A 26808-nucleotide genomic window follows, 5' to 3' on the forward strand; every position below is an offset into this window, starting at 1 on the left:
CAGTGCCTCTGCTCGGGTCATCGTGTTCGAAGGTGAACGAGACTGCCGTCCACCAAGGCGATGAGGACGTTGACGTCGAAGCGGGTTGGTCATTGAGCTGGGTCACCGGTCGCTCGCGCAAACTCCTCTTGGCCGTGCACCTCTTGCAGCGCTCGAATGGATTCGGAGGTCATCGGCTGGTCGGTCGGACGTGATTTGATCACGAGAAAGCCCAGCTCGTTGCGTTCAAATCGGTTTGGGTCGGGGTTGACGGTGTCGCAGGAAGAGCGCAGTTCACGCCGTAACGCACTCTCTACAAAAGCCACAAGCGTAGTGCCCCTCTGGGCTGCAGCCGTTTTAGACGCAGTCAGGAGCTCATCAGGCAAGTTGAACGTCGTTTTCATGCTACGGGCCATCGTATGGAATTGCGGCTAGTGGCCAAGTTTAGTGGGCCGCAAAAAGCGCGCTCCGGGATGGGAGCGCGCTGGGGAGGGGAGAAAGAGAAAGATAAAGAGAAAGAGGAAAGATGCATTGGACCGCTGAAACGCGGTTCAATGCTTACCGATACTCTTCGCCGGTGATCGCGTTGATGATTTTGAAGTTCTCGAGGTGATAGCTGAGGTCGGCGCGGAAGGCCAACTTGACGCCGAAGTCGCGCTCCATGCGCACGAGCAGCTCGGCATCCTCGTTGCGGAGGCGTTCGAGGATCGAGGGGTGCACCAGCACGCGCAGGGCGAGTTCGTCCTGACCCGGGCGGGCGGTGAGGCGACGCACCACGGAGGAGAGCTTGCGTTGCAGCTCGACCGAGATGGTGGTGGCCGACTTCACGATGCCGCGGCCGCGGCAGTAGGGGCAGTCGGTGTAGAGGTTGCTCGAGAGAGACTCCTGCTGGCGCTGGCGGGTCATCTGCATGATGCCAAGCTGGGAGATGGGCAGGATGTGGGTCTTGGCGCGGTCCTGGGCCATGAGTTCGCACATCTTCTCGTAGACGGCGTTGCGGTGGCGGCGCTCCTTCATGTCGATGAAGTCCATGATGATGAGGCCACCGAGGTTGCGCAGGCGGATCTGACGGGCGATCTCGGCGGCGGCCTCGAGGTTGACCGCGTAGATGACGTTTTTCTCGTCGCCGCCCCGGTTCTTGTGCGAGCCGGTGTTCACGTCGACGGCGATGAGGGCCTCGGTCTCGTCGATGATGATTTCACCGCCGGAGGGCAGGCCGACTTTGCGCAGGGCGGTTTGCTCGATCTGGCGCTCGATATTGAAGCGCTCGAAGATGGGAATGTTATCCTTGTAGAGGGCGATCTTGCCCTTGGAGCGGCTGGAGATCTGGGCCACGGCGGTTTGGGCGCGGGCGTGATCTTCGCTGTTGTCGACGAGCACGCGGTCGACCTCTTCGGTGAGGAAGTCGCGCACGGTGCGTTCGACGATGTCGGGTTCCTGGTAGAGGCAGGCGGGGGAACGCTCGCTCTTCTCGCGGGCCTGGATCTGGGCCCAGGTCTTGAGCAGGAGGTGGAGGTCGCGGACGAAGTAGCGGGCCTTCTTGCCCTCGCCGGCGGTGCGCACGATGACGCCCATGCCTTCGGGGATGGTGAGCTCGTTGACGAGGCGCTTGAGACGGGTGCGCTCCTTCGGGTCCTCGATCTTGCGCGAGATGCCGCACTGGTCGGAGAACGGCATGAGCACGAGGTAGCGGCCGGGCAGGGAAAGGTTGGTGGTGGTGCGCGGTCCCTTGGTGCCGATGGGGCCCTTGGTCACCTGAATGACGATCTCGGAGCCGGCCGGGTAGAGCTTGGGAATGTCCTTAACGGTGGGCTCGGCGCCGGTCTTCGGTTTGCCCTTCTTCTTGCTGTTCACGCGCACGACTTCGACAGAGGAGTCGGCGGCGGCCGGGAGCATGTCCCAGTAGTGGAGGAAGGCGTTTTTGTTGTAGCCGATGTCGACGAAGGCGGCCTTGAGGCCCGGGTCGAGGTTCTTGATGCGGCCCTTGTAGATGCCGCCGACCATACGGTTGTCGGATTCGCGCTCGATTTCGTATTTTTCGAGCACGCCATCGACGAGCAGGGCGACCCGCTTCTCGAGCGGTTCGGCGTTGATGATGAGTTCGCGGAAGGAGGATTTTTCCTTCTGGAAGGCGGCGACGATTTTTTGGAGCAGCGGACGCTGCTTGGCGCGGTCTTGGGCGCCTTTTTTCAGGCCGTTGCGGTCGATGGCTTCGGCTTTGCGCTGGCGGGGCGGTTGGGCCAATTCTTCGTCATACTGGGAGGCCGGGTCGGCGGAGGGGCTGCCGTTGCCGGAGGAATACTGATCGCTCATGGTGGGTTTGGTCCTTGGGTTGGACGGTGGCCCGACGGGCGAGCGTTGAGGCGCAAGGAGCCTCGGTCCGGCGTGCGATAGCGCGAGAAAGGTTCAGTTTCACGTGAAGTCCTTTCGGAAGCGATAGACGCTCTGGACGAGTCCTTGCAGCAAACAGCAACTGAGCATGAAGGAACCACCGTAGCTAATGAAGGGAAGTGGTATACCCGTGATGGGCATCAGCCCGATGGTCATTGCGATATTAACAAACACGTGCACGGCGAAGAGCACCGTGACGCCGAGGGCGATCAGGGTGCCGAAGCGATCCCGGGCGAGCCCGGCGATGCGTATGCCATTAAAGAGCATTAAACCAAACAAGCTGAGAACCGTGAGGCTTCCCAAAAGTCCTTTCTCCTCGGCGATGACCGAGAAGATGAAGTCGTTGTGCGCGACGCCGCGCGGCAGATAGCCGAGTTGCGCCTGCGTGCCCTGGGTCCAACCCTTGCCCGTCAGCCCGCCGGAACCGACGGTGATGAGGGACTGTTTCAGGTTGTAGCCGTCCTTGATTCCTCGCGGGTCAATGACGTCCGGGGCGGCAAAAGTGAGGATACGATTCCGCTGATAATCATGCAGCGGGATCCAGGAGTGCTCCTCGTAAGCACCCTTGTCGTTCATGAAATCGAGGTCGTTCGACTTCATGAAATTGACGTAATGGAAGGTGTCCCACGCCACCGCGCCCACGAGGAGGCTGAAAGCGCCCAAGGCTGCTACGAAGAACCGCGTCGAAAGGCGGGAGATGTAGAGCATTGAGAAAACCATGGGGGGCAGGACGATAACCGATTTGAGGTCGGGCTGGCGCCAGATAAGGAACATCGGAATTCCGGCGGCAAGCGCCAACTTTCCCAGCACGCCGAGCGACTGGAAGATGCCGCCGACCTTTTCGCGCATCAAAATCGTGGCGCAGAGCAGCAAAACGCCAACCTTGGCCGGCTCGGACGGTTGCAAACTGAAGGCCCCCAAATCGATCCAGCGCTGCGCGCCGTCGCGGGTGGCGCCGATCCCGGGGATGAGCACGGCGACCAGCAAAATGAGACAAGCCCCGTAAAACCAATGGATTACGCGCAGCCAGAATCGGTAGTCGATCAGGGAAACCGAGATGTAGAGCCCAGCTCCGGCGGTGACCCAGACGATCTGCTTCATCCAGTCGTTGTCCGAGGTGGAGAACTGGGCGCTGTAGACGAAGGCGATGCCGGTGAGGCTCAGCACGGTCAGAATCAGCGGGGTCCCGATGTCCCAACGCTCCCGCGTGGTCAGCTTAAATATGCTGAACATCTCGATGGGAGCGCGGAGATTTACGGCCATGAAGGTGGGTGAGGGAGGAGGTCCGGGAGTCGCCGACCGGTTCATTCGGAGCGAGACCGCGCCAAGGTGTCGCGTTTCCGGGGCGCGGCGCAAGCGCGGGCTTTGACCGATTGGCCGGGGGCTTGGGCTGCATGCACTTGGCGCTTCTCATTTCCGGCCGACGCCCCATGCAAGAGGGCCATGCGTTGGCGCAACCAACTGGGCAGAGTCCTCCCGCCGATCAATCGGCGCTGCGTGACGCCGCCCGGCGAACTGCGACCGCGGCCCGGGCGGCCGATCCTCGTCGCCTCGCTCATGCGCAGCGGCACCCACCTGGCGATCGATCTGATCCTGAACAACTTCGCCGCCTATCGGCACAACCCGCTCTACCTCGATCTGGATGGTTACCTCCTCGACGGGCGGGCGCGGGAGCCGCTGCTGGCCTGCGGCGCTTACGTCGCCAAGACCCATCACCCACACCGGCCGGTGCCGGCGGACCAACTCGAAGCCCTGAGGCGCTTCGCGGCGACGGCGGTGGTGGTGACGCCGGTGCGGGAGGCGGAGGCGGTGAGCCGTTCGCTGGCGAGTTTTGGGGAGTCGGAGACGGTGGCGGAGGTCGCCGCGATGCAGGCGCAGGCGCAGGCCTTTTGGGCGGAATGGGATCCGGTGGCGGTGGACTTTGCGGAGTTGACCGACTGGGCGGGGAGCGCGGGGTTTCTGGCCCGATTGGCTGAACGAGCTGGAGTTCCGGTGCCAGCGAGGGTGGTGGAAAACCCGCCGCGCTCGGCGACCGGGCAGGTTCTCTGGGCCAAGCTATGGACGCGGCTGCTCGGCAGTCGGGCGGCCCGCATCAATACCACCATCCAGTTCGATTCCACCCGGAGTTGAGACCGGTGCCGGCAACGGACTGCGGCCGTAGGCGGCGCCGAGCAGGATCCAGAAGGTGACCGCGCCCATCGGGCCCTCCAGCACGACGCCGAAGAAGGCACTCACCATGATACCCCACGCGCCGATCCACAGGCCGAGCCCGGCGTGGTCGGTCGAACTCAGGGCACGCCAGGTGTGACGGGCCATCAGGCCGAGCAAGAACAGGAAGGGCAACAGGCCGACGACGCCCATGCGGGCAAACACCGTCATGACGATCGAGTGCGGGCTGCGCACCGAATAGTCCCCGGAATTGTCGCCGTAGTAGCGCTGCATGAAGTTGCGCGCCAGGTCGTAGCCGAAGCCCAGGCCGGTGACCGGGTTCTCCTCCACCGTCTCGCGGGCGACGGTTTGCCACCAGACGAGGCGGTAGCGGTTGTTGTCGCCCTTGTTGGCCGTGTCATCTCCCCGGTAGGCGCCTTGGCCGCTGGGGTCGATGACCGAGCGCGCCTTTTCGTAGAGTCCGAGCAGCGGCGTTTGCTGCCACGGAGTGTTGGTCTGTTGAGCCACCCACAGCGTGCCAAATATCCCGACCACGCCAGTCACCAACACGACCATGGCGAGGCGCCAGCGTCCGCCGAACACCAGCCAGCAACCACCGCAGGCCAGCGCCAGCATGGCGGCGCGGTTGTCGGTTTCGATGATCTCAAAGGTCATCACCGCCATGAGCGGCCAGCGCCACCAGCCGCCGCGTTCCTCCCAACGCACGAACTGCAACAAGGTCCCCACCGCGAGAAACACCCCCAGTAGGTCGGCCTTATAAAAGATGAGCGGCACGCCTCCGATCTGGAGCACGTTAAAAAAGAAGCCGGGGTAGAACTGCCACAGCCGGTGGGTGATCATCATCACGACGGCCGCGATGCGCAGAGTGGCCAGCAGGCGGGCCTCAAAATCGGGGCGCCGCCGCAGCACCGTCTGCGTGAGGAAGAAAAACGCCGCATAATAGACCGTGGCGAAATCGCGCAGGGCGAAGAACCCGTGACTCCGGAAATCGAAGAGGAAGCGCACACTGCCGATCACGATCCAGAGCAGCACGATCACATCGAGTGCGCCCACCCGCCGGGCCTCCGGTCCGCTGTGCGCCCGCTCGATCACCTGCAGCGCGGCCAGCACCACGAGCCCCATCTCGGCGGGCAGCGCGGGCAATCCGGGAATGAGCGAAAACTGGGCGAAGCCGCGGTTGCCGATCAGGTAGCCGGCCAGCAATCCCATCAGCACGAACCCCTGCAACGCGGTGGTGCGCACCAGCGAAAGGATCACCGCGAGGGACGCTGCCAGCACCAGCGCCGGGATGAGCACGACCCCTTGGGCGACGTAAACGCCCGAAACCACAGCCACCAACAGCCCCCCGCCAAAAAACAGGCGATCACGCCAAACAGGTGCGAGGTGGTGCAGCATGGAGGTTGGGCAACAAAAAGAAGGGCGGGCGCCGGAAACGTGACGACGACGAGCGGAATCGTGGGCGGATCGATCCGGCGGTCAACGCTGGCTGAGCGCGTTCACCATGGCTCGCCAGCGATCGGGACGCACGATGATGAGCAGGCCGTCGAGCTGCGCGCGGGCGAGCGGACGCAGCGGCGGGAGTAACCAGGTTGTGAATACGCCGCCGACCAGCGCGCCGACCGCCACGGCGCCGGCCGCCCCCATCATGCCCCAGCGTTCGAGGCACCAGCCGGCCAGCGCGACTTGCACCGCCACGGTAATGAGCGCGCAGGCGAAGCTCCACCAACTGTCGGCCACCAGCAGCACGGCGTTCCACCGCGCGGCAACACTCAGCAGCAGGACGCCCAACCAGGCGCGGGCAATGAGCGGCGCGACCGCACCGTCGTATTGTGGACCGAGCACGAGATGCACCAGCACGGGCGCGAGCAGGGTGAGGGCGATGGCGGAGGCCCAGCCGAGTGCGCTCACGGCCTCGAACATGGCGCGCAGTTCGCGGCGAAAGCCGACCGCATCGGGCGCGGCGTGGGCGGCGGTGAGCGCCGGGAAGAGACTGGCGATGAGCGCGGCACCGGAGTAGAGGGCAAACTCGGTAAAACGGTTGGCCGCGAGGTAGAGTCCGGCGGCGTGATCCGAGAGTTTGATCGCGACCAGCACCTGGTCGAAGCGTCCGCCGAGCGCGGCCACCAAGCCGGCCAAGGCGAGGGGCAGACCCCCGCGCAGGAGGCGGCGGGCGATGACCTGATCCCAATGCCACGGACCGCTGCGCTCGGGGGCGGTGCGGTAGGCGATGGCGTAAGCCACGGCGTAGAGTCCGGCCTCAAGCACGATGGTGGCGACGAAAGCGAGGAGCGGCGCATCGAGCACGACCAGCAGCAGTTTCACGGCGGCGCCGGCGTAGATAACAGAGGTGCGGGAGATGACCGCGCGGCGCGACTGCAGGTGGCGTTGGAACCACAGATCGATGACGTTGTTGGCCTGAAAGACGAGCGAGAGGCTGGCGAGCAGCAGCAGGGGCCATTGGCCGGGCAACGCGACGCGGCCGGCGATCGCCATGCCGACGATGGCGGTGAGTCCGCCGCCGACGCGCAGCAGGCAGGCGGTGCCGAGCGTGCCGCCGGCTTCATCGGGTCGCCGCACCAGCTCCCGCACCACCACGGCGTCGAGACTAAGCGTGGCCCACGGCACGGCGATGGCCATGAAGGCGAGCACGGCGTTGAAGTGACCGAAATCCGCCGGACCCAGGTGCCGGGCGATCGCGCCGACCACGCCGATGGTGACGACCATGCTGGCCACGCGTCCGCCCACGATCCACAGCGTGTTGGCGAGAGGTTGGGCAGGGCGGAGCGGCACAGCGCGCAGTAAGCGCGGCGGCATTTTCCGGGGCAATCAAAGTCTGGCTGGGGCGTGTGTGAGATCGCTGAGTAGCTGCGCTTGAGCCGGCGGCGAAAGCGTGGCGCGGTGGCCTGGTGGAGCGGCCACGTTGTCGCTGCGCTCCAACGCGGCTACGGGGTTGGGCGCTGAGGCGGGCGGAGGGGCAGCGTTAGCGCGAGCAAGCTCGCGGCCTGGTCGCTCTAAGTAGCTGCGCTTGAGCCTAAGGCGAAAGCGTGGCCCGGGGCTTGCGGCGGGGGCGGGTGGTGACGCAGGCTTCGGGCGCATGCCGGCTGTGAGCGTCCTGATGGTCTTCCACCGCGACGGTCCGCATCTGCGGCCGGCGATTGCGAGTGTGTTGGCGCAGACGTGGCGGGACTTCGAATTGGTCTTGGTCGACAATGGCAGCGGGCTGGATGCGAGCGACCTCGGCGAACTCGGTCAGGACGCGCGCGTGCGTTGGGTGCACCTGCCGCAGAACGTGGGCATTCCCGGCGGACACAACGCCGGGGTCGCGGCGGCGCGGGCGCCGTGGGTGGCGTTGATGGATTACGATGACGTGAGTCAACCGGAGCGTTTGGCTCGACAATGGGCGGCGGCGCAGACGGTCGGTGATGACGTGGGCGTGATTTCGGGTCAGGCAGAGCGGATCAACGCGGCGGGTGAGCCGGTGGGGCAGTGCGAATTTTCGCTCGGACCGGACGACGCGACGAGGCAGCGCGACTACGCGGCGTATGCGGGCGCGTGGGTCACGCAGACGAGTTTGGTGCGACGCGAATGGCTGACGGCGCTGCCGTATCGCGAGGTCTTTCCGTTTGCGGCCGATCTGGATTGGCAGGCGCGGGCGAGTGAGCGCGGGGCGGCGTTGATCCTGCCGGACGTGTTGCTGCGCTACCGCTGGCACGATGGGCAGACCACGCAGGCTCGGCGGGATGAGATCGAGCGCAGTCGGGCGGTGATTTTGTTGATCAGTCAGCGTCGGCGAGCCGGGCGCGACGAGCGGCTGGCGGAAGCGTTGGCGGAGTTGGAGGGGATGTCGGCGGCGGCCGCGTGGTGGCAGGTGGCGGAGTGGGCCGCGACGGAAGGCTGGGCCGAGGCGGCGGCTTACGCGGCGCGGCGCAGCTGGGTGCTTGAGCGTGGTTGGCGGCGGGCGGGGCAGGCGGTTCGACTGATCGCGGCGCTGCCGGCGGCGGCGCGAGCGCGGGCGTGGCGCATGGCGTTGCGGGGGCCGGTGCGGGCGTTGGGTGTGCGGGGCACGCCCTAAAGTTGAAGCTTTTCGCCGGCGGGTCGTCCGGCCTTGCTGGGGGCGTGCCCGCTGCCCCGGAACTCGAGACCCTGCATTATCTTGGCTACGACGAGGATGTCGGCGGCATCGTCTCGATTGTGCGGGCGCTGGCGGAGACCGGACTTTTTGGGGTCACGTTGGGTCTGAACCGTGGCGCGCACCAACGGCGGCAGCCGGCGCTGCCGGTGGTGGAGTTCAGTCCGCTGGCGGGTGAGACGATTTCGCCGGGGACCTGGTGGCGGGCGCGACAGGTGGCGCGTGAGGTGCAGGTTTGGTTGCAGGGGGCGCCGGGACGGGTGTTTCACGGTCACTCGCGGGCGGGGCTGTTGGTGGCGCTGGCGTTGCGGGCGCGCGGCGAAGCCCGGGTCGTCGCAAGTGTGCACGCCTACGGACGGCAACGGTGGTTTTACCGGGCGGCGGCGCGACGGCTGGGGGCGCGGTTGTTTTGGCTGAGTCCGGCAATGAAGGCGTATTATGGGGTGCCGGGCAGTGACTGGACGCAGTGCATCGGGGGCGGGGTGTCGGAGCGTTGTTTTGCGGTGCCGCGCACGGCAGCGGAGGCGCCGCCGTGGATCATCGCGGGCATCGGCGATCGGGTGCGGTGGAAGGGGTGGCACCGGGTGCTGGACGCGTTGGCCGCGTTGCCAGAGGCGGAACGGGCGGCGCTGCGGTTTGAACATATCGGCGGCGCGGGTGATCCGGCTTACGTGGCGGAGCTGGAGACGCGCACGCGGTCGGCGGGGCTGAGCGACGTGGTGACCTGGCGCGGGCCGCAGCCGGACTCGGCCGGGCTGCTGGCGGAGGCGCATGCGTTGGTGGTCGCGTCGGACCATGAACCGTTTTCGATGGCCATGCTCGAAGCCATGGCGGCCGGGGTGCCGGTGCTGGCGGCGGCCGCCGGCGGAGCGGTGGATGTGGTGTCACCACCGCGCCTGGGGGTGTTGTATTCGAATTCTGATGACGACGGATTGGCGCGGGAGCTGGGGCGCTTGGCGCGGGGAGAAGGGGTGGCGCGGGTGTCGCCGGATCCAGCGGCGGTGCGACGCTTCGCGGCTCCGGCGGTGGCCGAACAATGGCAGAAGGTTTACCGGTTATGAGTGAGATGCCGTCCTTGCTGCACGTGGCGTCGTGGGTGCGCAGTATCGGCGGCGTGGAGACGCTGCTGGCGCAGCATGCGCGGGCTGATGCGGCGGCTGGGTTAAAGGCGACGCAGGTGTCGTTGTTTGATCGGCCGCCGTTTGGGGGCGAACCGGAGCCCGGTTATGTGCCACTGCGGCTGGGTGGTTGGTCGACGGTGCGCGCCATGCGGCGGGCGATGGCGGGCGTGGGCCGGGAAAATGCGGGGGCATTGGTCCTGTGGCACAACGGCTGGGGCTTGCCGTGGTTTGCGCCGGCGGATCGCTCGGCGCGGCGCATTGTTTGCCTGTGGGACAGCGTGGAGCATTTTGGACCGTGGCTGGCGTCGGTGCGAAGCTGGCTCGATGGCGTGATCTGCATGAGTGCGGCGGCGCGGGAGGACGTGCGGCGTTTACTGCCGGATTGGCCGGAAGAACGCACGCAGGTATTGCGGGTTCCCTTGGCCGCACCGGCGGGGCTTGTGGTCGAGCGCACGCGCGGAGCGGAGCTCGTGATCGGCTGCGCGGGGCGGTTGGTCAAAGCGCAGAAACGCTGGGAGCGGTTGGTGCCGTTTGTGGCGGAGTTGCGACGGCTCGGGGTGGCTTATCGGATCGAGGTGGTGAGCGACGGTCCGTTGCGGCCGTGGTTGCAGCAGCGATTGGGGGACGATGCGCGCATCGCGTTTTTGGGTTGGCAGGACCGGGCGGCGTATTGGCAACGACTGCAGCGTTGGGATGTCGCACTGTCCTTCACCGATCACGAAGGGGGGCCGATTGTGATGCTGGAGGCGATGGCGGCAGGGGCCCTGCCGGTGTATCCAGCAATTGGAGGCAGCCTCGTGCGCGACTACCTGCCGGGGCTGGATGCACGTAGCCAGTATGCAGTGGGCGACCCAGTGGCGGCGGCGCGAGCGGTGCAGGCGTGGGCAGCGACGACGGAGGCCGAGGTGCAGCCGGTGCGGGCGCGGGCGCAAGAGATCGCGGCGGGGCATCGCCCGGAGCACTACGATGCGGACTTTGCGGCGTTTGCGCGGCGGATCGCGGCCTTGCCGCGGGTGTCGCGGGACGGCGCGGGCGAGATGCCGCGCCGGTGGTGGGATGTGTTGCCGTTGGGCGTGGTGACGCGCCTGATGCCGGGAGCGTTGTGGCGATAGCTAGCGCAGGGCTTCGGCAAGGCGGTGGGCGAAGGCGTCGCGGGTGTAGTGCTGGAGGAAATACTGGCGGTGGGCGCCGGCGGGACGAGGCGCGGCGGCGACGCGTTCAAGGGCGTCGGCGATGTTCACCGCGCTGCGTTGGCGGGCGGGGATGAGGTGGACGTGTGCGGGGGGCAGGCCTTCGGGCACGGCGTGCCAGTCGGTGAGGATGAGGGGCAGGTCGTGGGCGAGCGCTTCGAGGATGACCAGCGGGTGCGCTTCGGCGGCGTAGCGGGTGGGGAAGAGCAGCACGTCGGCGCCGGCGTAGAGGTGGTGTTTGGCTTCGGCGGTGGCGAAGCCGATGTGGTCGACGGGCGCGCCGCAGCGGGCGGCGTGAGCGCGGAAGGCTTTGGCGGTGGCGGGATCGTCGAAGTCGCCGGCAACGGTGAGGCGCACGCTGCCCGGGCAACGGCGGTGGGCTTCGGCGACGCCGGCGAGGGCGGCCAGCACGCCTTTGGCGCGGGTGCAGGCGCCGACAAAAACAGCGTGCAGCGGGCGTTGGTGAGGACCGTCGCGGCGTTGCCAGTGCGGGAAGGGATCGGCGATGCCGTTGCGGATGACGACGGTGCGGTGCGGGTGCAGGTAGGCGACGTCGGCGCGGAGGGCTTCGCCGAGCACGAGCGAGAGTTCGGCGCGGCCGAGGGCGCGGCGGGCGAGTCCGCGTTCGAAGGGTTTGGCGTGGTGTTGCAGCCAGTGGCCGAGGCCGGTGGCGTGCCAGTGGAGGATGAGGCGGGTGGCGAGCGGGCGGCAGAAAAAGAGCAGGAGAAAATCGCGGTAGAGGGCGACGCGCTTGCCGGGCGCGGGCACGTAATAGAGGTCCATGCGGCCGTGGCGCAGGGTGAGTCGCCAGACGCGCCAGATGGCGACGGCGAGCGGGAGCAGTTTGCCCCAGCGCCAGCGACCGACGTCGGCGTTGTTGCGCGAGAGAGGGAGGTTGACGTGGTGCAGCTCGATCTCGGGGGCGGCGGCGGGGAGCGCGTCGAGCAGCGTCTGCACCATGAGACTCTGGCCGTGGATGGGGGGCGGAATCTGCGCGAGGACGAGCAGCTTCATCGCGAGCTTGGAATGTGGCGCGGGCGGCGGAACACTGCGGCCCAACGTGAACCGAGAGTCGTCGTCAAACCAGTCTGGAATCGTGCAATCGCCGTGGGCGGCGGCGGGGCTGTGCGCGCTCGTCGGTTTGGTGGTGTTTCAGGTCTGGGGTAACGCGGTGCGCGGTTACATTGATACGCCGTCGGTGTTTTGGTGGTGGGGCTGGCAGTGGTTCAACGAAGGTTCGGAGGCCGAGCATGGTCCGCTGCTGGTGGCGCTGGCGGTGTGGCTGGTGTGGCGGAACCTTTCCAAGGATGAAGTAAGAAGTAAGAAGTTTGAAGTGGGGGAAGTGTGGCCGGGGGTGGTGGCGATGGTGGGGGCACTGGGGCTGCATGCGCTGGGGTTTGTGGTGCAGCAGACCCGCATCTCGATCTTGGCGGTGTTGTTGTTTGCGTGGGGCGTGGCGCGGCTGGGTGGCGGGGCACGCTGGGGACGGGCGACGGTGTTTCCGCTCGCGCTGCTGTTGTTTGCGATCCCCTTGGGCGTGCTGGATGCGGTGGGCTTTCATCTGCGGCTGGGCGTGATCACGACGACGGAACTGATCGCGCGGGCGGCCGGCATAGAGGTGGTGCGCAACGGCACGCAGCTCTTCGCGCCGGATGGCAGTTACCAATACGACGTGGCGGCGGCGTGTTCGGGCGTGCGTTCCTTGCTGGCGCTCCTGGCGCTGTCGGCGCTTATCGCCTACGTGTGGGTGCGAGCGTGGTGGCGGCGCGGGGCGGTGTTTTTATTGGCGTTCCCGCTGACCTTTGTGGGCAACGTGGTGCGGATCGGCGCGATCGTTTTTGCGGGGGAGTGGTTCGGGCAACGGGCCGGTGAGATCGTGCACGACTGGGCGGGCTTTCTGGTGTTTGTGATCGTGCTGGGGGGCGTGTTGGCGGTCAGCACGTGGTTGGCGAAGGGCGAGAGCGAGGGTGGAGCGACGGAGAAGGTGGCCGGAGGACCGGGGGCGGCGACCCCGGCTACAGCGGAGACGGGTGTCGTGCGAGGCTCGCGGGCCTGGCGGGCCGCGGCGGTGGTGGGGTTGGCGGCGGTGGGGACCGTGAATTTTTTGGTGCGGGTGGATGCGTGGGCGGTGCGGGCGGAGGCGGGGATCCGGCTCGCGCCGGATGGGATGAACCCGGCGGAGTTGCCGACCTTTGTGGGCACGGAGTGGATCGGCCGGGAAACCGAGGTGACGCAGGTCGAGCGCGAGACCTTGCCGGCGGACACGGGTTACTCGCGGCGGCTGTATGTGTCGGTGAATGACCGGCGCGAGCAGGTGCTCATCTCCATTGTGTTGAGTGGGCAGGACCGGACTTCGATTCACCGGCCGGAGATCTGTTTGGTGGGGCAGGGCTGGAGTATCGGGACGCGCGAGGAGGCGGAGTTTAGCGATGCGCTGGGGCATGTCGTGCCGGCGGCGTTGTTGCGTTTGCAGCGCGAGGTGACGCGGCGGGATGGGGCGCGCGTGGAGGTGCCGGCGTTGTTTGCTTATTGGTTTGTGGGGCGGGACCGGGTGGCGACGACCACGGCGGAACGGCTGTGGTATACGGCGCTCAATCGGCTGCGGCTGCGGCCCGATCGTTGGGCGTATGTGGTGGCGCGAACAGTGCAACTCGATGGCGAATCCGAGGCCGATGCGCGGGCGCGAATGGAAGCGGTGGTGGAGCAGTTGTTGCCGCAACTCGTCCCAGCTGCAGACGAGCAACAACTCCGTGGTTGAACTTTGATTTAAGGCCCGCACGCTGCGCAGCTCCTTGCAATCAGCCAGCGCCGCCGACTTAGCCTTGTTGATAGCCGAGGGTGATCCAGTAAACTGGTCGCTCGCGGCTGCGTTGGTGTTGGGCATGGGCGGAGGCTTTTTGGTGGTGTGGCTGTTGTCGCGCAACACGCGTCGCCAAGCGCATTTACAGGCGGAACAGGTCATCGAAGTGGCCCGTCGCGAAGCGGCGGTGGCGGCCGAGGAAATCAAGCAGGCGGCCGAAAAGGATCTCGCCACGCGGCGCACTGCGCTCAACCGCGAGTTCGATCGGCGCGACATTGAGATCGATGTGCGCCTGCGGGAAATTCGTTCGCACGAGGAATCTTTGGCGGCCTTGGATTTTGAGCTGGAGGAAAAAGGGGAGCGCCTGAAGCGCGAAGCGGCGGCGATCAAACAGGCCCGGGATTCGATCCGCGATCAGGCGAAATCGCTGCGCAAGCGTCTCGAAGGTGTGGCGCAGATGGACGCCGAGGAAATCAGCGCGGCGCTGCGCGAGGAGGTCATGATCGAGTGCCAAGACGAGTTGCGCGCGCTGCGTCGCCAGATTCTCGAGCGCTCGGAGCAGGACATTAACAACGAGGCGCGGCGCATCCTCATCGCATCGATGCAGCGGCTCTCCTCGCAGCCCAACAATGATCTCACCGCGACGATCGTGCAGCTGCCGAGCGAGGACATGAAGGGCCGCATCATCGGTCGCGAAGGGCGCAACATTAAGTCCTTTGAGTCTTCGACCGGCGTCACGCTGCTCATTGATGAGTCGCCGCAGATGGTGCTCATCTCGTCCTTCGACCCGGTGCGTCGCGAAGTGGCGCGCGTGGCGTTGGAGGCCCTCGTGAAGGATGGCCGCATTCATCCGGCCAACATCGAGGACTTCGTGCAGCAGGCGCGGGATGAGATCGGCCTGAAGGTGCAGCAAGCCGGTGAAGACGCGGTGACGCAGCTCAGCATCAACGGCCTGCACCCCGAGATCATCAAACTGCTGGGTCGCCTGAAGTATCGCTTTTCCTACACCCAGAACGCCCTCGATCACTCCATCGAGGTCGGTCAACTCTGCTCGATGCTCGCGAGCGAGCTCGGGCTGGATCCCCAGGTGGCGAAACGCGCCGGCCTGTTGCACGACATCGGCAAAGGCATCGAGGGGGATTACGAAGGCAGCCACGCGGCCATCGGCGCGGAGTTTGTGAAGCGCCACGGCGAGACTGCCACGGTGGTTAACGCCATCGCGGCCCACCACGAAGAGGTGGCGCCGGAAACGATTTACGCGGGCTTGGTGATTCTGGCCGACACGGTTTCGGCGGTGCGCCCGGGCGCGCGGGCGGAGTCGATGTCGAGCTACATTCAGCGACTCGATCGTCTGGAGAAAATGGCCAAGAAGATCGACGGTGTGCGTCAGGCCTACGCCATCCAGGCGGGTCGCGAAGTGCGTGTGGTGGTGAATCCGAACGTGGTGAGCGACGACCAGGCGGGCGAGATCGCCAAGAAGTTGCGTCAGCGCATCGAGGACGAATTGCAGTATCCGAGCACGATCCGCGTGACCGTGATCCGCGAGAGCCGCTACACCGAAACCGCCACGTAAGCGCCGCGGGCGGCGCAAGGGGTCAAGGGCCAAGTGCTCAAGTGACAGGCAGAATCGGAGCTACCGTCGCTCTTGATACTTGGTCACTTCTACCTTGTTACTTCCTCCATCATGGCAGACCCGAAGATTCTTGAGACCTTTCCCAATCCGGCGCCGCAGCGGGATTTTCTGATCGAACACACGCATCACGAGTTCACCTCGCTGTGTCCGATGACCGGGCACCCGGACTTCGCCAACATCACCGTGCGTTATGTGGCCGACAAAACCTGCGTGGAGCTCAAGTCGCTGAAGCTCTACTTCCACGCCTACCGCAACGAGGGCATCTTCTTCGAGGCCGCGACCAACCAGATCTGCGACGACCTGGGCGCGGCGCTGCAACCGCGCTCGCTGGTGATTGTGGCGGATTGGAAGGCCCGAGGCGGTTTCAGCTCGCGCGTCACCGCCGAGTGGATACAGCCATCGGACTGATTTTTTTAAACCACGGATGCTCCCAAGGCGCACAAGTGGACACGGATGGCCTCACTAACGTTCGGCTGTAGAGATAAATTCTGGATCCGTGCAGGTGCGTAGCCGGTAGGCGAAGCCATCCGTGTCCATCTGTGGTTTTAAACCCAACACCATCATGAGTTCTCTGTTCGATCTGCCGGTGGATCATCCGGTGCGGAAACGCGCGGTGATTCGGCGTAGCCTCAAGATGAGTTCCTTCGAGGCGGTGCTGGCGATGCCCTTGGTCTACACGGGTCAGCCGGCCAACCTCGTGTTGGCGGCTTTGTTGGCGCAGGGGCTCAAGCTCGACCCGGGAGCCTACGGTCTGGTCGTGTCGCTGCCGTTTTGGTGCAACATGCTGCAGCTCTTCATCACCCCGGTGCTGGGGCGGTGGTTTGCGATGCGCTCGGTGTTCATCTGGGCGATCTGGTTGCACATTGCCTGCTGGTCGGGTTTCGCGAGCACACTGCTGATCGCGCCGGAGTGGGCGATGGCGCATGCGGTGCCGCTCTCGGTGGGTTTTGTGGGCGCGGCCGGTATGGTGGCGGCGGTGATGGGCGTGGCGTGGACGGCTTACATGCAGGCGTGGGTGCCGGCACGGGTGCGGGGTAAATACTTCGCCCGGCGTAACCGGTTGGCGCAGGCGTCCAACTTCATCTTTCTCCTGCTGGCGGGTTGGGCGCTGATGAATCCATCGCTCGATGTGCTGGCCGGGTTGATCCTTTTCGCGTGTTGGACGCGGGCCATCTCGGCGGTGGTGGCGGCGCGCACGCAGGCCGCGGGCGATCCGGTCGCACCGGAGCGCGTGTCGTGGCTGAAGCAGTGGAACGACCTGCGGCAAAACAAACGTTACCTGCGCTCGGTGGTGTTTGTGGCGGCTTGGATGGCGGTGCTGAACGGCTTCGGCGCGTTTCAGCCGGTATTCATGCTGACGGTGCTCACCGACAACGCAGGCGTGGCGAGTCTGCCGCTGGCGTTGTCATTGCTCTTCGGCGCGCTGGCGCTGCCGGCGTGGGGTCATCTGCTCGACCGCTACGGTGCCCGGCCGGTGTTGTTCAACGCGGTGGCGCTGTGGGCGTTGATTGGATTGCCGTGGATGTTTGTGACCAAGGAAAGCCAGTGGCTGCTCTACGTGGTGTGGGCGTTCACGGGCGCGGTGAATGCGGGCATCGTGATCGGTCAGCTCAACCTGCTCATGAAGCTGGTGCCGCCGGAGTGCAAAGCGCTCGCGGTGGGCCTGAACATCGCGGCGGGTTCGGTGGGCACGGCGATCGCGCCGATCCTTACGGGGCAATTGCTCGAGTGGGTGATGGCGCAGGGGTGGTCGGACCTGCGCACCTACCATGCCTTTTTCGCGACCATGCCGTTCTTCGCGATCGGAGTTTTGATTCTACTGCGCAAGGTGGAGGAACCGCGTTCGGCGCCGGTCAATCACGTGCTCGGTGCGCTGCGTAATGCGCGCACGCTGGGGGCGGCGCTCGGTCTGGGCTTCATCTCGCAGTCGCTGTTCACGCCGCGCGGTCCGGGCAAGCGCAGCGAGTATTGAGCGCGGCGAATCCGGGCGCGGCGGGCACGGAATCGGGCCTCGCCACCGGTCGGGATGGTGTGCACGGTGCGGCGTTTTCCCGATGTTGAACGAGTTGTTAAAAGAGCTTTCCACGGGCTGGGTTTGGGCCGCGATTCCCGTGTTGATCATCTCTGGCGTGCGCCTGTTTCGCTACCGCTTCCGGCGGCGGTATTCGAAATTCACGCTCATCAAGGTGGTGCGGCTGCGCTTCAAGTCGCATGGTCATCCGCCCTTTTACACCCGCAAGATGCAGACGAAGGAGGCGGAGCCGGAGGAGGTCTTTGATGAGGCTTGGATGCTCAATGGGGCGCTGTGCAACTACCACGTCGACATGCGGCCGATCCTCATCAGCTCGTCGGGAGCGTCCGATGCCTACCAGATTTTGCCGTGTGTTTCCGGGGCGGCGGATATCCGGCCGCATCGTTCGCAGATGACCGGGTTCTCCAGCTTTTCCAGCAAGGAAAAGACCGACCGATTGGCGGCGCTGGGAGTGCTGGTGAACGGCCTGCAGGACGAGAAGGATTGGGAGTATGCGACCACGGCCCAATATCACGGCCAGGACTTGTCGCTGGTGGTGGACTTTTCGTCGGTGGCCGATGTGGAGGCCGTCGTCACGCAAGTCACCGCGGTGCATCGCCGCAGCGTGGGAGGCGGCGTTGAAGAGAAGCCGGTGGCGGTGACCATGGTGGGCTCGGCGATTTATTCGGCCGAGATGAAGCAAGCCGAACAGGACGACGTGTTGGCGCTACGTTTTCGCTTCAACCGGGACGGGGTGAAGCTGCACGATGGCGGGGTATGACGTCTGAGCTGTTGGATTCGATCCGATGAGTGGCGCGCGGCTGGCAGCGGGGCCCGACGAGGTGGCGATGTTTGGCTTCGGCTCGTTGCTCCTGCGCGAGAGCATCGCGAAGTCCTTGGGGCGGCCGTATGAGGGGCCGCTCCACGAGGTCGAGCTGGTGGGGTGGACGCGGCGCTGGAATGTCTCGATGCCCAACCGCGCCTTCTACGCGGAGACGACAGAGGGCGAGCTCTGGCCGGAGAAGATCCTGTATCTCAACATCGTGCGGCAGGCCGGCGCGCGGATGAACGGCGTGGTGATGGTCGTGCGGCGTAGTGACCTCGCCAGCATGGATCGACGGGAGAGCGTTTACGACCGGGTGGATGTGGCGGCCGATCTGGCGGGGCTGGACGTGCCGTCCGGCACGCCGGTGTATGCCTATTCCGGGCAGGCGGCGCACTGTATTAAAACTTACACTACGCTGGCGGAGATGGGCCTGCGGCAGACCTACCTCGACGGCGTGAACCGGGCACTGGCGGCGATGTCGCAGGATTATCAGACGGCGTTCGCCGCGAGCACCGAAGCGGTGCCGCAGGAGCTGGTGTTCGCCGACCAACTCAAGGCGGGCGAAGACCCGTTTGGCTACGACAAGGTGAAACGCGAGCGCAAGACGGGCGACGGGTAATTTGCACGATCCGGGCACCGCTGCCGCCAAGGCGGGTTTATGCCGGGCATGAACGTGCTCACCATCCTCCTCTGTATCGTCCTCCCGCCGGTAGCCGTCGCGATTAAGCGCGGCATTGGCGGCGACTTCGTCATCAACCTGTTGCTCACCCTCATCATGTGGCTGCCGGGCGCGATCCACGCCATTCTGGTGTGCAACAATAGCAGCAGCTCGTCCTCGGCGACGGCTTAGAGCGGAGTCGGGCAGAGGCGCCGTTGCGGTCACGCTTGGGCCACGCTTTCGCCTTCGGCTCAAGCGCAGCTACTTGTCAGGGACTGTCGGCCGCCGGTGCCTCCAGCCAGACCGTGCGGTAGTCGGCGCGGTCCATGGGGTTTTCTTGCAGTCCGCGCACGGCCGGGTGGCGGAGGTAGCTGACGTTTTGATTGGCCAGCGGCACGATGGGCATCGCCTGCATGAGCAGATGCTCGGCTTCCCGCAGGGCGGCGGCGCGGTCGGCGGGATCGCGCAGCGTGGCCGCGTGATCGAGGGCGGCGTCGTAGGCGGGATCGGACCATCCGGTGAAGTTCCATCCGGAGTCCGTCCGCCACAGGTCGAGGAAGGCCGTGGCATCGGCGTAGTCGGCCACCCAACCGCCGGCGGCCACCGTGTATTCGCCGTGTTGCAGGCGGCTCCAATGCACGCGGCTCTCGCTCACCAGAATCTCCACTTGGATGCCGAGGCCGTCTTTCCACTGGGCCTGCAAGATCTCGGCCAGCATGCGGGTGCCGCCGGATTCGGTGCTGAGTTCGAGCACGGGAAAACCGTCGCCATTCGGGTAGCCCGCGGCGGCGAGTTCGGCGCGGGCTGCGGCCAAATCGTCGGAGAAATCGGCGGTGGTCGGATAGCCGGTCAGGCTGGTCGGCACCACCCGGTGAGCCGGCGTGGCGTCGTCAAAATAGACGCGGGCGGTGATGGCTTCACGGTCGAGAGCGAGCGCCAGTGCACGGCGCACACGCGGATCGTCGAGCGGCGGATGGCGGGTATTGAGGTTCACAAACCGTGCGATGAGCGAAGGCACTTCGCGGAGCAGGCTGGCCTCGCCTTGTTCGCGATAAACGGGGAGGCGCGACGGCGGCACGCGCTCGGTGCGATGGAGTTGGCCGGCGCGAAAAGCGCGCTCGGCGCTCTCGAGGTTGTCGTAGGCGTGGTAAACCACCGCGTTGAGGCGGACGTGGGAGGCGTCCCAGTAGTTGGGCGATTTTTCGAGGCGGATGACGTCGTTAGGGCGCCACTCGGTGAGGTGGAAGGGGCCGTTGGTCACCATGGTGCCGGGTTTGGTCCAGCCGGTGCCGCGGGCGGTGGCGGAGCCGACGGACTCGACGGTGGCCCGATGCACGGGGGCCCACACCGGGTTGTTGGCGACGATGACCGGAAAGTAGGGGGTCGGCTGGTTCAGGGTGATGGTTACGGTGGAGGCATCGGGGGCACCGAAACCGACGGTGGTAAAGTCATTGCTGCGACCAGCCGCGAAATCGCTCGCGCCCACCACGTTGTCGAAGAGGAAGGTGTATTGGGAGCCGAGCGCCGGGGAGAGCACACGTTGCCAACTGAAGAGGAAGTCGGCGGCGGTGACGGGGTCGCCATTCGACCAGCGGGCGTCGGGGCGCAGATGAAAGGTGTAGGTGAGGCCATCGGCGGAGACGTCCCAACGCGCGGCCACGCCGGGGCGGGCCTCGAGGGTGGTGGGATCGGCGATGAGCAGACCCTCGAACAGCATGGGCACGATTTTGAAATCGGGCGGCGCGTTGATGATGGCCGGATCCAGTTCGCTCGGTTCGCCGGTGCTGGCGACGTGCAGGGTCTGGGTGGCGATGGCGGCCTCGGCGATCGATTCACGGCGACCGCAGCCGGAGGCGAGAACGGCGCCGGCGACGAGGGTAAGCAGGACGAACAGGCGCAGGCGGGGGAGCGGCATCAGGCGGATGGGGGCGGTAGGTTGGAGCCCGTGAGGCGGGCGAGGGTGGAGGGATCCACCGGGCGGCAGGTGCGGAAGCCGGGGCCCTGAGTGGGCATGGCGGCGATGAAGGCGTCGCGCTCGGTGGCACTGTCGAAATCGAACCCGATGAGCGCGCGGCCGATGCGTTCGCCGGATTGGCGGTAGTTGAAGTAGCAGAAGCTCGCCAGGTCGCGCACGCGGGCGTGCAGAAAGTCGAGCAGGGCGCCGGAGCGCTCGTAGAAATCGAGACGGAAGAACGCAGGCTGGTGCAGCAGGTCGCCGTGCAGCGGGATGGCGCGGAACTGCACGTCGTCGGGCTGATCGAGGGACTCCCATTCGTAGCCCTGCGCATCGAGGCGGGCGGGCAACGTGGCGAGGGCGGCGGGGTCGTCGGCGGTGACGGTGAAGATCGGCCAGGCGATCTCGGCGTGGTTTTTGCCGTATTGGAAATCGGCGATGTTGAGCCCGGCGAAACAACCGCCGAGCAGACCGAGCATGGAGCCGCGTGTCTCCGGTAAACGGATACGCAGGGTCTGGCTGGCGCGGGGGGTGAGGCTCTGGGTCTGGGCAACGAGGCCGATCTGGCGGAAGTCGATGTTGGCGCCGGTGATGACGATGAGCACGCGTTGACCGGCGAGGGCGGTGCGGTGTTTGAGCACGGCGGCGAGGCCGAGGGCACCCGAAGGTTCGGCGACGCAGCGCAGGGTTTCCCAGAGCACACGAATGGCGTTGCCGACCTCGGCGTTGGTGACGGTTTCGACGCGGGAGAGGGTGTCGCGGCAGATGGCGAAGGGCAGGGTGCCGGCGCGGCGCACGGCGGTGCCGTCGCAGAAGATGTCGACGTTGGCGAGGGTGACGGGTTGACCGGCAGCGAGAGCGGCCTGCATGGACGCCTGACCGTCGGCTTCAACGCCCACGAGATCCATGTCGGGCCAGAAGGTCTGCCACCAGGCGGCGGCCGCGGCGGCGAGGCCTCCGCCGCCGATTTGGAGGAAGGCGGTGTCGAAGGGACCGTGGCCGGACATGACCACCTCGTCGGCCATGGTGCCCTGGCCGGCCATGACCTGAAGGTCGTCGTAGGCGTGGATGTAGACGGCGCCGGTGGCGTCGGCTTCGGCGCGGGCGGCCTCGTAGGCTTCGTCGTAGCTGTCGCCGGAGAGCACGATGGTGATCCAGTCGCCGCCGTGTTGGCGCACGGCGTCCTGTTTCACGCGCGGAGTGGAGCGCGGCATGTGGATGCGGGCGCGGACGGAGAGGGCTTTGGCGGCGAGAGCGACGCCCTGGGCGTGGTTGCCGGCGGAGGCGGCGACGACCCCGCGGTCGCGTTCGGCGGCGGTGAGCAGGGCCATGCGGTTGGCGGCGCCGCGCCACTTGTAGGCGTTGATCGGCGACAGGTCTTCGCGTTTCACCCAGACCTCGGGGCCGGGCTCATTGCCGGGCAGGATCAGACGCTCTAGGGGCGTGGCCTGGCCGTAGTGATACACCCGCTCGCGGGCGAGCAGGATGCCTTGGCGCAGCTGGCGATCGAGCGGAAGTTCGGCGGAAGAGTCGGCGGACATGTCGGGCAACACTGTGGCCGGTGCGGCGCCGGGGGGAATGTGAAAGTGTGGCGAAAGGGGCGAGCGTGGGCGAGGCGGGGTTGAGACTGCGGCGATCGTGGGTCAGGTTGGGCGCATGAATTTGGCCGCGATGGGACCGGAGACGACGTTACTGCTGCCGCGGGTTTTGGTGACGCTCGCGACGCTGGCCTATGCGGTGGGCCCGCTGATCGTGGACATGAACCGCACGCACCTGCTGCATCCCGCGTGGTCGGGGCACGCGCGGTATCATCTCATGTGGTCGACGCTCGGGCAGCTCGGCGTCGGGCTGGTGGCCCTGTGGCTGACGTGGTCAACGGACGGAAGCGGCGACGCGGTGGGGCGGCTGCGCCTGGCGATCGTGTTGGGCGGCTGTTTTAACGTCGGCTTTTGGGGCGCGCTGGTTTTGCGCAGACGGTTTGGCGGCACGCTGAGTGATCCCGGGGGCGTGCCGGCGTGGCGCGGCATCGACGGCAACCTGGTGGCGTGTGCCTTGATCGGCGGGTTGCTGATCGCGGCGTGGTGGCTGACTTGAGCGGGCTCGGCCGGGGCGGGGGTTATTCTTCGCCGTCGAAGTAGTTTACCTCGGTGATGCGGTAGAACTTTCCGAGGGCGCGGGCGCCGTGTTTGTCGGAATCGGGGTAATAGAAGGTGTCGCCGCTGGGGTTGTTGGCGATGACGAGGAGCAGGAGGTCGTCGTCGCTGGTGTTGCTGGTTTGGTGGGCGGTGCCCGGCGGATGGAAAACGATGTCGCCGGCGGGCACGTCGGTGGAGCCGTCGGCGGTGCGGATGGTGGCGCGGCCCTCCAGCACGATGAACATCTCGGATTGCCGGGAGTGCTGATGGTAGGGGCAGATGGCTTTGCCGGCGGGGACGCGAATGTAGGTGAGGTCGAAGGGGTGGCCGCCGTGATTGGCGTTTTGGTTGGGCGGGCAGCCCAGCGCCATCGAAACGAGCCGGACGGCGGCGCCGAATTTGCCCTGCGGCGAGGTGCGTTCCTGCCAGGGGATGTCGTCGAGGTGGAGGATGCGGGTGAGCGGCGGCTCGGGGGCAACCGGCGGCGGCGGGCGGCGGGTCGGCTCGGTGGGCGCGCCTTCCTCTTCGCCGACGTAGTAGCCGGTGAGTTCGCGGGTGAAGGTGCCTAGGTTGGCGATGCCCCATTTGTCGGAGTCCGGGTAATAGCACCACTCGGTGGGAGGATTATCGGCGACGAGGAAGTAGGTGAGATCGGTGGCGCCGGTATTGATCAATTGATGGGCTTCGCCGGGCGGGTGCAGGATGACGTGGCCGGCGCGCACGGCGGTGCGTTGGGCGCCATGCCGCACGGTGCCCTCGCCGGAGAGAATGACAAAGAGCTCCCACTGGGCGCCGTGGGTGTGGAAGGGGCAGCCGGATTTGCCGGGCGGGAGTTTGCCGTGCTCGAGGTCGAAGGGGTGACCACCGAGGTGGGCGGGGGCTTCGTCGGCGGCGCCGAGGGCACAGGAAACCTGTTGGCCAAAACCTTCAAAGGTGGCGGCGGGCGAGACCCAGTGGTCCCAGGGGAGATCGGCAAGCGTGACGCGTTTCATGGGGTTAAGCAGGTCGCAGCCAGGGCCGGAAGGACGCGGGATGCAACGGTTTGGGCGGGCGGAACGAAAATGTTGCAGGCAGGCGCTTGCGAAAAGAGAACAAACGTTCGTTTATTAAACGCATGAGACCGCGCGACGAAGCCAAGATCGAAGTCATTCACGCCGAAACGGTGCGATTGGTGGCGGAGCATGGATTCGACGGCCTGAGCATGCACAAGTTGGCCAAGGCGGCGGGGGTGTCGGCGGCGACGCTCTACATCTATTTCAAAGACCGGGAGGACCTGATTGAGCAGGTGGGGGTGGCGTCGATGCGGCGCTTGGTGGAGGCGAGTCTGGCAGGGTTTGAGCCGGAGATGAGTTTGGCGGAGGGCTTGCGCGTGCAGTGGCACAATCGCTCCCGCTACATCTTGGCGCATCCGCACGAGCTGCAGTTTTTGGAGGCGTTGCGTTTCTCGCGTTTTGAGAGCGCGGTGATGGATCGGCAGCAGTCGGCTTTCCGCGAGGTGATGCGGCCCTTTCTGCATGGTGCGGTGGCGCGAGGTGAACTGCAGCCGATGGAACCGGAGGTGTTCTGGTCGCTGGCGTTTGCGCCGCTTTACCAGTTGCTGAAGTTTCATCTCAACAAAGCGGGTTTTATGCGTCGGCCGTTCCGTTTCACGGAGACGCACTTTGAGCAAAGTCTGGCGGCCGTCTTGCGGGCGCTCACGCCGCCGGCGGTTTCGAACGACGGGGCAGGCAAAGGAGATTTCTGATCATGTCCACTTCCTCTGATTCCGTGGCCGCGGCTAATGCACCGTCGGCGCCGACCTCGACCAAGTTCACCCGCTACGAGCTGCTGGTGATGGTGCTGCTGGCGGTGGCGCATTTTACCATCGTGCTCGACTTCATGGTGCTGTCGCCGCTGAGCGCGATCCTGTTGGATAAGCTCTCCATCACGACGGCTCAGTTTGGGCGGGTGGTGTCGGTGTATGCCTTCAGCGCGGGTTTCTCCGGCATCCTGGCGGCGACCTTTGCTGACCGTTTTGACCGCAAGCGACTGCTGCTGGTGTTTTATGCCGGGTTCATTCTGGGCACCTTGTTGTGCGGCTTCGCCCATGACTACACCGAGCTGCTGCTGGCGCGGATGGTCACGGGGTTGTTCGGCGGGGTGATGGGATCGATCAGTTTCGCGATCATCACCGACCTGTTTCCGTTGGAACGTCGCGGACGGGTGATGGGTTTGGTCGGCATGGCCTTTGCGGCGAGTCAGGTGCTCGGGCTGCCGTTTGGCGTGTATTTGGCCACGCACTACGGCTGGCATTCACCGTTCTTTTTGATCGTGATATTGAGTCTGCCGGTGATCGGGGTGGTGGCGTGGGGGCTGCGGCCGATCGACGGGCATCTGGCTTTGCAGGACAGCGAGCCCGGATGGCGGCGGTTGTGGCGCACGGTGTCGCGGGCGCGTTACGTGCGGGGATTCACGGCGACAACGTTGTTGGCTTCGGGCGGATTCATGCTGATGCCCTTTGGCAGTGCCTTTGCGGTTAACAACCTCGGCATCGATTTGGACCACCTGCCGATGGTGTATTTGGTGACGGGCATCGCGACGATCTTCTTTGGGCCGATGGCGGGGCGGATGGCGGACCGGCACGGCAAGTTTCGGATCTTTGTCATTGGCTCAGCGATCTCGATGCTGATCACGGCGATCTACACCCACCTCGGTCCCACGCCGCTGATCGCGGTGATCGGGCTGAATGTGGTGATGTTTGCCGGTATCACGGGACGCATGGTGGCGGCGCAGACGCTCGTGTCGGCGGTGCCGGACGCGCGCGAACGTGGCGCGTTCATGAGCGTCAACTCGGCGGTGCAGCAACTGTCGGGCGGTCTCTCGGCGATGGTGGCCGGTTGGATCGTGGTGCAGACCCCGACGGGGCCGATCGATCGTTACGGTCTGCTCGGCTGGGTGGTCTGTTTGGCGATGCTGGTGACGATCTTCCTCATGCGCCGCATCGACCGCATGGTGCAGGCCGATCAGACCTGAAGCGTCGCCATTGCCGCGGCGTGGAGTTCGGGGGTGGCGGCGGCGAGGATGGACTCGGCGGGGTAGGGGGCGTTGCCGGTCCAGTCGGTGATGATGCCGCCGGCGCCGCGCACGACGGGGACGAGGGCGGCAATGTCCCAGGGGTTCATGATGGGGTCGGCTGAGATGTCGACGAAGCCGGTGGCGAGCAGGAGGTAGCCATAGCCGTCGGCCCAGGTGCGGTAGAGGCGGCAGGCATCGATGAGGCGATCGGTGGCGGGGCCGTCCTGGTAGCGGGCGAGGTTGCGGTGGTCGCTGGTGACGAAGGTGGCGGTGTCGAGCGTGGTGGTGTCGCGGGTGGTGACGGGCCGGTCGTTGAGCGTGGTGGTGTGGTTGTCGCCGATGACCAGCTGACCGAGGTTGGGCTGATGGATCGCGCCGAGCACGGGTTGGCCGTGATGGAGCAGGCCGATGAGGGTGGTCCAGAGCGGCACGCCGGTGATGAAGGATTTGGTGCCGTCGATGGGATCGAGCACCCAGACAAACTCGGCGTCGGGGTTCAGGTTGCCGTGCTCTTCACCGATGATGCCGTGGTCGGGGAAGCGTTTGGTGATGAGCTCACGCATGACGGCTTCGGCACCACGGTCGGCGGCGGTGACGGGCGAATCGTCGGCCTTAAAATCGACGGCGGTCGACGGGTTGCCAAAATAGGGCGCGATGAAGTCGGCGCTGGCGCGGGCGAGTTCGGCGATGAAAGGGCGGAAGGCGGTGAGGTCCGGTGACACGCGGGTTTTACACACCACGTGGCGGGTGAAATACAC

Annotated in this window: 24 protein-coding genes; 14 read left to right on the forward strand and 10 right to left on the reverse strand. The window is 65.9% G+C overall.

The annotated features are described in order from the left end of the window. Positions 1 to 89: 89 nt before the first annotated feature. The 3 genes from K1X11_RS18135 to rodA form a co-directional block, all read right to left on the reverse strand. On the reverse strand, positions 90 to 383 hold the full coding sequence (locus tag K1X11_RS18135) for a hypothetical protein (protein WP_221030574.1): 294 nt from the start codon (positions 381 to 383) through the stop codon (positions 90 to 92). Positions 384 to 537: 154 nt separating this feature from the next. After that, positions 538 to 2292: an Rne/Rng family ribonuclease gene (locus K1X11_RS18140; RefSeq protein ID WP_221030575.1), complete on the reverse strand. Its 1755-nt coding sequence runs from the start codon at positions 2290 to 2292 to the stop codon at positions 538 to 540. Positions 2293 to 2391: 99 nt separating this feature from the next. After that, positions 2392 to 3633: a rod shape-determining protein RodA gene (rodA, locus tag K1X11_RS18145; RefSeq protein WP_324726171.1), complete on the reverse strand. Its 1242-nt coding sequence runs from the start codon at positions 3631 to 3633 to the stop codon at positions 2392 to 2394. A 180-nt stretch (positions 3634 to 3813) separates the two neighbouring features. Between rodA and K1X11_RS18150 the strand changes: the two genes are divergently transcribed. Further along, positions 3814 to 4500 (forward strand): hypothetical protein, encoded by a 687-nt coding sequence (locus K1X11_RS18150; protein WP_221030576.1) that lies wholly within the window; start codon positions 3814 to 3816, stop codon positions 4498 to 4500. Here the strand turns inward: K1X11_RS18150 and K1X11_RS18155 are convergent. Beyond that, positions 4426 to 5934 carry an O-antigen ligase family protein gene (locus tag K1X11_RS18155; protein WP_221030577.1) on the reverse strand — a complete coding sequence of 503 codons (1509 nt, stop codon included), beginning with the start codon at positions 5932 to 5934 and terminating at the stop codon, positions 4426 to 4428. The genes K1X11_RS18150 and K1X11_RS18155 overlap by 75 nt on opposite strands. A gap of 81 nt (positions 5935 to 6015) precedes the next feature. Then, positions 6016 to 7329 carry an oligosaccharide flippase family protein gene (locus K1X11_RS18160; RefSeq protein ID WP_221030578.1) on the reverse strand — a complete coding sequence of 438 codons (1314 nt, stop codon included), beginning with the start codon at positions 7327 to 7329 and terminating at the stop codon, positions 6016 to 6018. A gap of 304 nt (positions 7330 to 7633) precedes the next feature. Between K1X11_RS18160 and K1X11_RS18165 the strand changes: the two genes are divergently transcribed. Genes K1X11_RS18165 through K1X11_RS18175 form a run of 3 tightly spaced genes read left to right on the forward strand, consistent with a single transcriptional unit; the run spans position 7634 to position 10901 of the window. Next, positions 7634 to 8611 carry a glycosyltransferase family 2 protein gene (locus K1X11_RS18165; protein WP_221030579.1) on the forward strand — a complete coding sequence of 326 codons (978 nt, stop codon included), beginning with the start codon at positions 7634 to 7636 and terminating at the stop codon, positions 8609 to 8611. A gap of 44 nt (positions 8612 to 8655) precedes the next feature. Continuing rightward, positions 8656 to 9729, forward strand: coding sequence for a glycosyltransferase family 4 protein (locus K1X11_RS18170; protein ID WP_221030580.1), 1074 nt, complete (start codon positions 8656 to 8658; stop codon positions 9727 to 9729). Then, positions 9726 to 10901, forward strand: coding sequence for a glycosyltransferase (locus K1X11_RS18175; protein WP_221030581.1), 1176 nt, complete (start codon positions 9726 to 9728; stop codon positions 10899 to 10901). The genes K1X11_RS18170 and K1X11_RS18175 overlap by 4 nt, the downstream gene beginning before the upstream one ends. On the opposite strand, the gene K1X11_RS18180 is transcribed toward K1X11_RS18175, so the two are convergent. Then, a complete protein-coding gene (locus K1X11_RS18180) occupies positions 10902 to 11993 on the reverse strand; it encodes a glycosyltransferase family 4 protein (protein WP_221030582.1) in 1092 nt (363 codons plus the stop codon). A gap of 82 nt (positions 11994 to 12075) precedes the next feature. On the opposite strand from K1X11_RS18180, the gene K1X11_RS18185 reads away from it, so the two are divergent. The 7 genes from K1X11_RS18185 (at position 12076) to K1X11_RS18215 (ending at position 19099) form a co-directional block, all read left to right on the forward strand. Continuing rightward, on the forward strand, positions 12076 to 13737 hold the full coding sequence (locus tag K1X11_RS18185) for an exosortase C-terminal domain/associated protein EpsI (RefSeq protein ID WP_221030583.1): 1662 nt from the start codon (positions 12076 to 12078) through the stop codon (positions 13735 to 13737). Positions 13738 to 13771: 34 nt separating this feature from the next. Continuing rightward, positions 13772 to 15352 carry a ribonuclease Y gene (rny, locus tag K1X11_RS18190; protein ID WP_225919386.1) on the forward strand — a complete coding sequence of 527 codons (1581 nt, stop codon included), beginning with the start codon at positions 13772 to 13774 and terminating at the stop codon, positions 15350 to 15352. A 111-nt stretch (positions 15353 to 15463) separates the two neighbouring features. Then, the gene (gene queF, locus K1X11_RS18195; protein ID WP_221030584.1) at positions 15464 to 15820 is read left to right on the forward strand and encodes a preQ(1) synthase; all 357 of its coding nucleotides are present in this window, start codon (positions 15464 to 15466) and stop codon (positions 15818 to 15820) included. Positions 15821 to 15974: 154 nt separating this feature from the next. Beyond that, positions 15975 to 17384, forward strand: a complete 1410-nt coding sequence (locus tag K1X11_RS18200; RefSeq protein WP_221030585.1) for an MFS transporter — start codon at positions 15975 to 15977, stop codon at positions 17382 to 17384. Positions 17385 to 17523: 139 nt separating this feature from the next. Next, complete coding sequence (locus tag K1X11_RS18205; RefSeq protein ID WP_221030586.1) at positions 17524 to 18204, forward strand: hypothetical protein; 681 nt, start codon at positions 17524 to 17526, stop codon at positions 18202 to 18204. Positions 18205 to 18229: 25 nt separating this feature from the next. Next, positions 18230 to 18868 carry a gamma-glutamylcyclotransferase family protein gene (locus K1X11_RS18210; protein WP_221030587.1) on the forward strand — a complete coding sequence of 213 codons (639 nt, stop codon included), beginning with the start codon at positions 18230 to 18232 and terminating at the stop codon, positions 18866 to 18868. A 48-nt stretch (positions 18869 to 18916) separates the two neighbouring features. After that, on the forward strand, positions 18917 to 19099 hold the full coding sequence (locus tag K1X11_RS18215) for a YqaE/Pmp3 family membrane protein (RefSeq protein ID WP_221030588.1): 183 nt from the start codon (positions 18917 to 18919) through the stop codon (positions 19097 to 19099). Between the two features lie 76 nt (positions 19100 to 19175). Here K1X11_RS18215 and K1X11_RS18220 read toward each other — a convergent pair whose 3' ends face one another. After that, complete coding sequence (locus K1X11_RS18220) at positions 19176 to 20822, reverse strand: peptide ABC transporter substrate-binding protein (RefSeq protein WP_221030589.1); 1647 nt, start codon at positions 20820 to 20822, stop codon at positions 19176 to 19178. Next, entirely contained in the window at positions 20822 to 22402 is a 1581-nt protein-coding gene (locus K1X11_RS18225; protein WP_221030590.1) for a pyridoxal-phosphate dependent enzyme, read from the reverse strand. The genes K1X11_RS18220 and K1X11_RS18225 overlap by 1 nt, the downstream gene beginning before the upstream one ends. A gap of 115 nt (positions 22403 to 22517) precedes the next feature. Between K1X11_RS18225 and K1X11_RS18230 the strand changes: the two genes are divergently transcribed. Further along, positions 22518 to 22955: a hypothetical protein gene (locus tag K1X11_RS18230; RefSeq protein ID WP_221030591.1), complete on the forward strand. Its 438-nt coding sequence runs from the start codon at positions 22518 to 22520 to the stop codon at positions 22953 to 22955. Positions 22956 to 22977: 22 nt separating this feature from the next. Here the strand turns inward: K1X11_RS18230 and K1X11_RS18235 are convergent, their stop codons facing one another. Continuing rightward, on the reverse strand, positions 22978 to 23988 hold the full coding sequence (locus tag K1X11_RS18235; protein WP_221030592.1) for a cupin domain-containing protein: 1011 nt from the start codon (positions 23986 to 23988) through the stop codon (positions 22978 to 22980). Between the two features lie 122 nt (positions 23989 to 24110). Between K1X11_RS18235 and K1X11_RS18240 the strand changes: the two genes are divergently transcribed. Both K1X11_RS18240 and K1X11_RS18245 read left to right on the forward strand, forming a co-directional pair. Continuing rightward, positions 24111 to 24740, forward strand: coding sequence for a TetR/AcrR family transcriptional regulator (locus K1X11_RS18240; RefSeq protein WP_221030593.1), 630 nt, complete (start codon positions 24111 to 24113; stop codon positions 24738 to 24740). A 2-nt stretch (positions 24741 to 24742) separates the two neighbouring features. Further along, complete coding sequence (locus K1X11_RS18245; RefSeq protein ID WP_221030594.1) at positions 24743 to 26008, forward strand: MFS transporter; 1266 nt, start codon at positions 24743 to 24745, stop codon at positions 26006 to 26008. Here K1X11_RS18245 and hisN read toward each other — a convergent pair. Continuing rightward, positions 25999 to 26808: a histidinol-phosphatase gene (hisN, locus tag K1X11_RS18250; protein WP_324726021.1), complete on the reverse strand. Its 810-nt coding sequence runs from the start codon at positions 26806 to 26808 to the stop codon at positions 25999 to 26001. The two genes, K1X11_RS18245 and hisN, sit on opposite strands and share 10 nt — an antisense overlap.

Origin of the sequence: Actomonas aquatica, from assembly GCF_019679435.2 — a bacterium.
Lineage (GTDB): Bacteria > Verrucomicrobiota > Verrucomicrobiia > Opitutales > Opitutaceae > Actomonas > Actomonas aquatica.

What these genes read in the sequence shown, in the direction of transcription:
- K1X11_RS18135 (WP_221030574.1), bottom strand. Translation starts at nt 383, where the DNA reads ATGAAAACGACGTTCAACTTGCCTGATGAGCTCCTGACTGCGTCTAAA.
- K1X11_RS18140 (WP_221030575.1), bottom strand. Translation starts at nt 2,292, where the DNA reads ATGAGCGATCAGTATTCCTCCGGCAACGGCAGCCCCTCCGCCGACCCG.
- rodA (WP_324726171.1), bottom strand. Translation starts at nt 3,633, where the DNA reads ATGGCCGTAAATCTCCGCGCTCCCATCGAGATGTTCAGCATATTTAAG.
- K1X11_RS18150 (WP_221030576.1), top strand. Translation starts at nt 3,814, where the DNA reads ATGCGTTGGCGCAACCAACTGGGCAGAGTCCTCCCGCCGATCAATCGG.
- K1X11_RS18155 (WP_221030577.1), bottom strand. Translation starts at nt 5,934, where the DNA reads ATGCTGCACCACCTCGCACCTGTTTGGCGTGATCGCCTGTTTTTTGGC.
- K1X11_RS18165 (WP_221030579.1), top strand. Translation starts at nt 7,634, where the DNA reads ATGCCGGCTGTGAGCGTCCTGATGGTCTTCCACCGCGACGGTCCGCAT.
- K1X11_RS18175 (WP_221030581.1), top strand. Translation starts at nt 9,726, where the DNA reads ATGAGTGAGATGCCGTCCTTGCTGCACGTGGCGTCGTGGGTGCGCAGT.
- K1X11_RS18180 (WP_221030582.1), bottom strand. Translation starts at nt 11,993, where the DNA reads ATGAAGCTGCTCGTCCTCGCGCAGATTCCGCCCCCCATCCACGGCCAG.
- queF (WP_221030584.1), top strand. Translation starts at nt 15,464, where the DNA reads ATGGCAGACCCGAAGATTCTTGAGACCTTTCCCAATCCGGCGCCGCAG.
- K1X11_RS18200 (WP_221030585.1), top strand. Translation starts at nt 15,975, where the DNA reads ATGAGTTCTCTGTTCGATCTGCCGGTGGATCATCCGGTGCGGAAACGC.
- K1X11_RS18210 (WP_221030587.1), top strand. Translation starts at nt 18,230, where the DNA reads ATGAGTGGCGCGCGGCTGGCAGCGGGGCCCGACGAGGTGGCGATGTTT.
- K1X11_RS18215 (WP_221030588.1), top strand. Translation starts at nt 18,917, where the DNA reads ATGAACGTGCTCACCATCCTCCTCTGTATCGTCCTCCCGCCGGTAGCC.
- K1X11_RS18220 (WP_221030589.1), bottom strand. Translation starts at nt 20,822, where the DNA reads ATGCCGCTCCCCCGCCTGCGCCTGTTCGTCCTGCTTACCCTCGTCGCC.
- K1X11_RS18225 (WP_221030590.1), bottom strand. Translation starts at nt 22,402, where the DNA reads ATGTCCGCCGACTCTTCCGCCGAACTTCCGCTCGATCGCCAGCTGCGC.
- K1X11_RS18230 (WP_221030591.1), top strand. Translation starts at nt 22,518, where the DNA reads ATGAATTTGGCCGCGATGGGACCGGAGACGACGTTACTGCTGCCGCGG.
- K1X11_RS18235 (WP_221030592.1), bottom strand. Translation starts at nt 23,988, where the DNA reads ATGAAACGCGTCACGCTTGCCGATCTCCCCTGGGACCACTGGGTCTCG.
- K1X11_RS18240 (WP_221030593.1), top strand. Translation starts at nt 24,111, where the DNA reads ATGAGACCGCGCGACGAAGCCAAGATCGAAGTCATTCACGCCGAAACG.
- K1X11_RS18245 (WP_221030594.1), top strand. Translation starts at nt 24,743, where the DNA reads ATGTCCACTTCCTCTGATTCCGTGGCCGCGGCTAATGCACCGTCGGCG.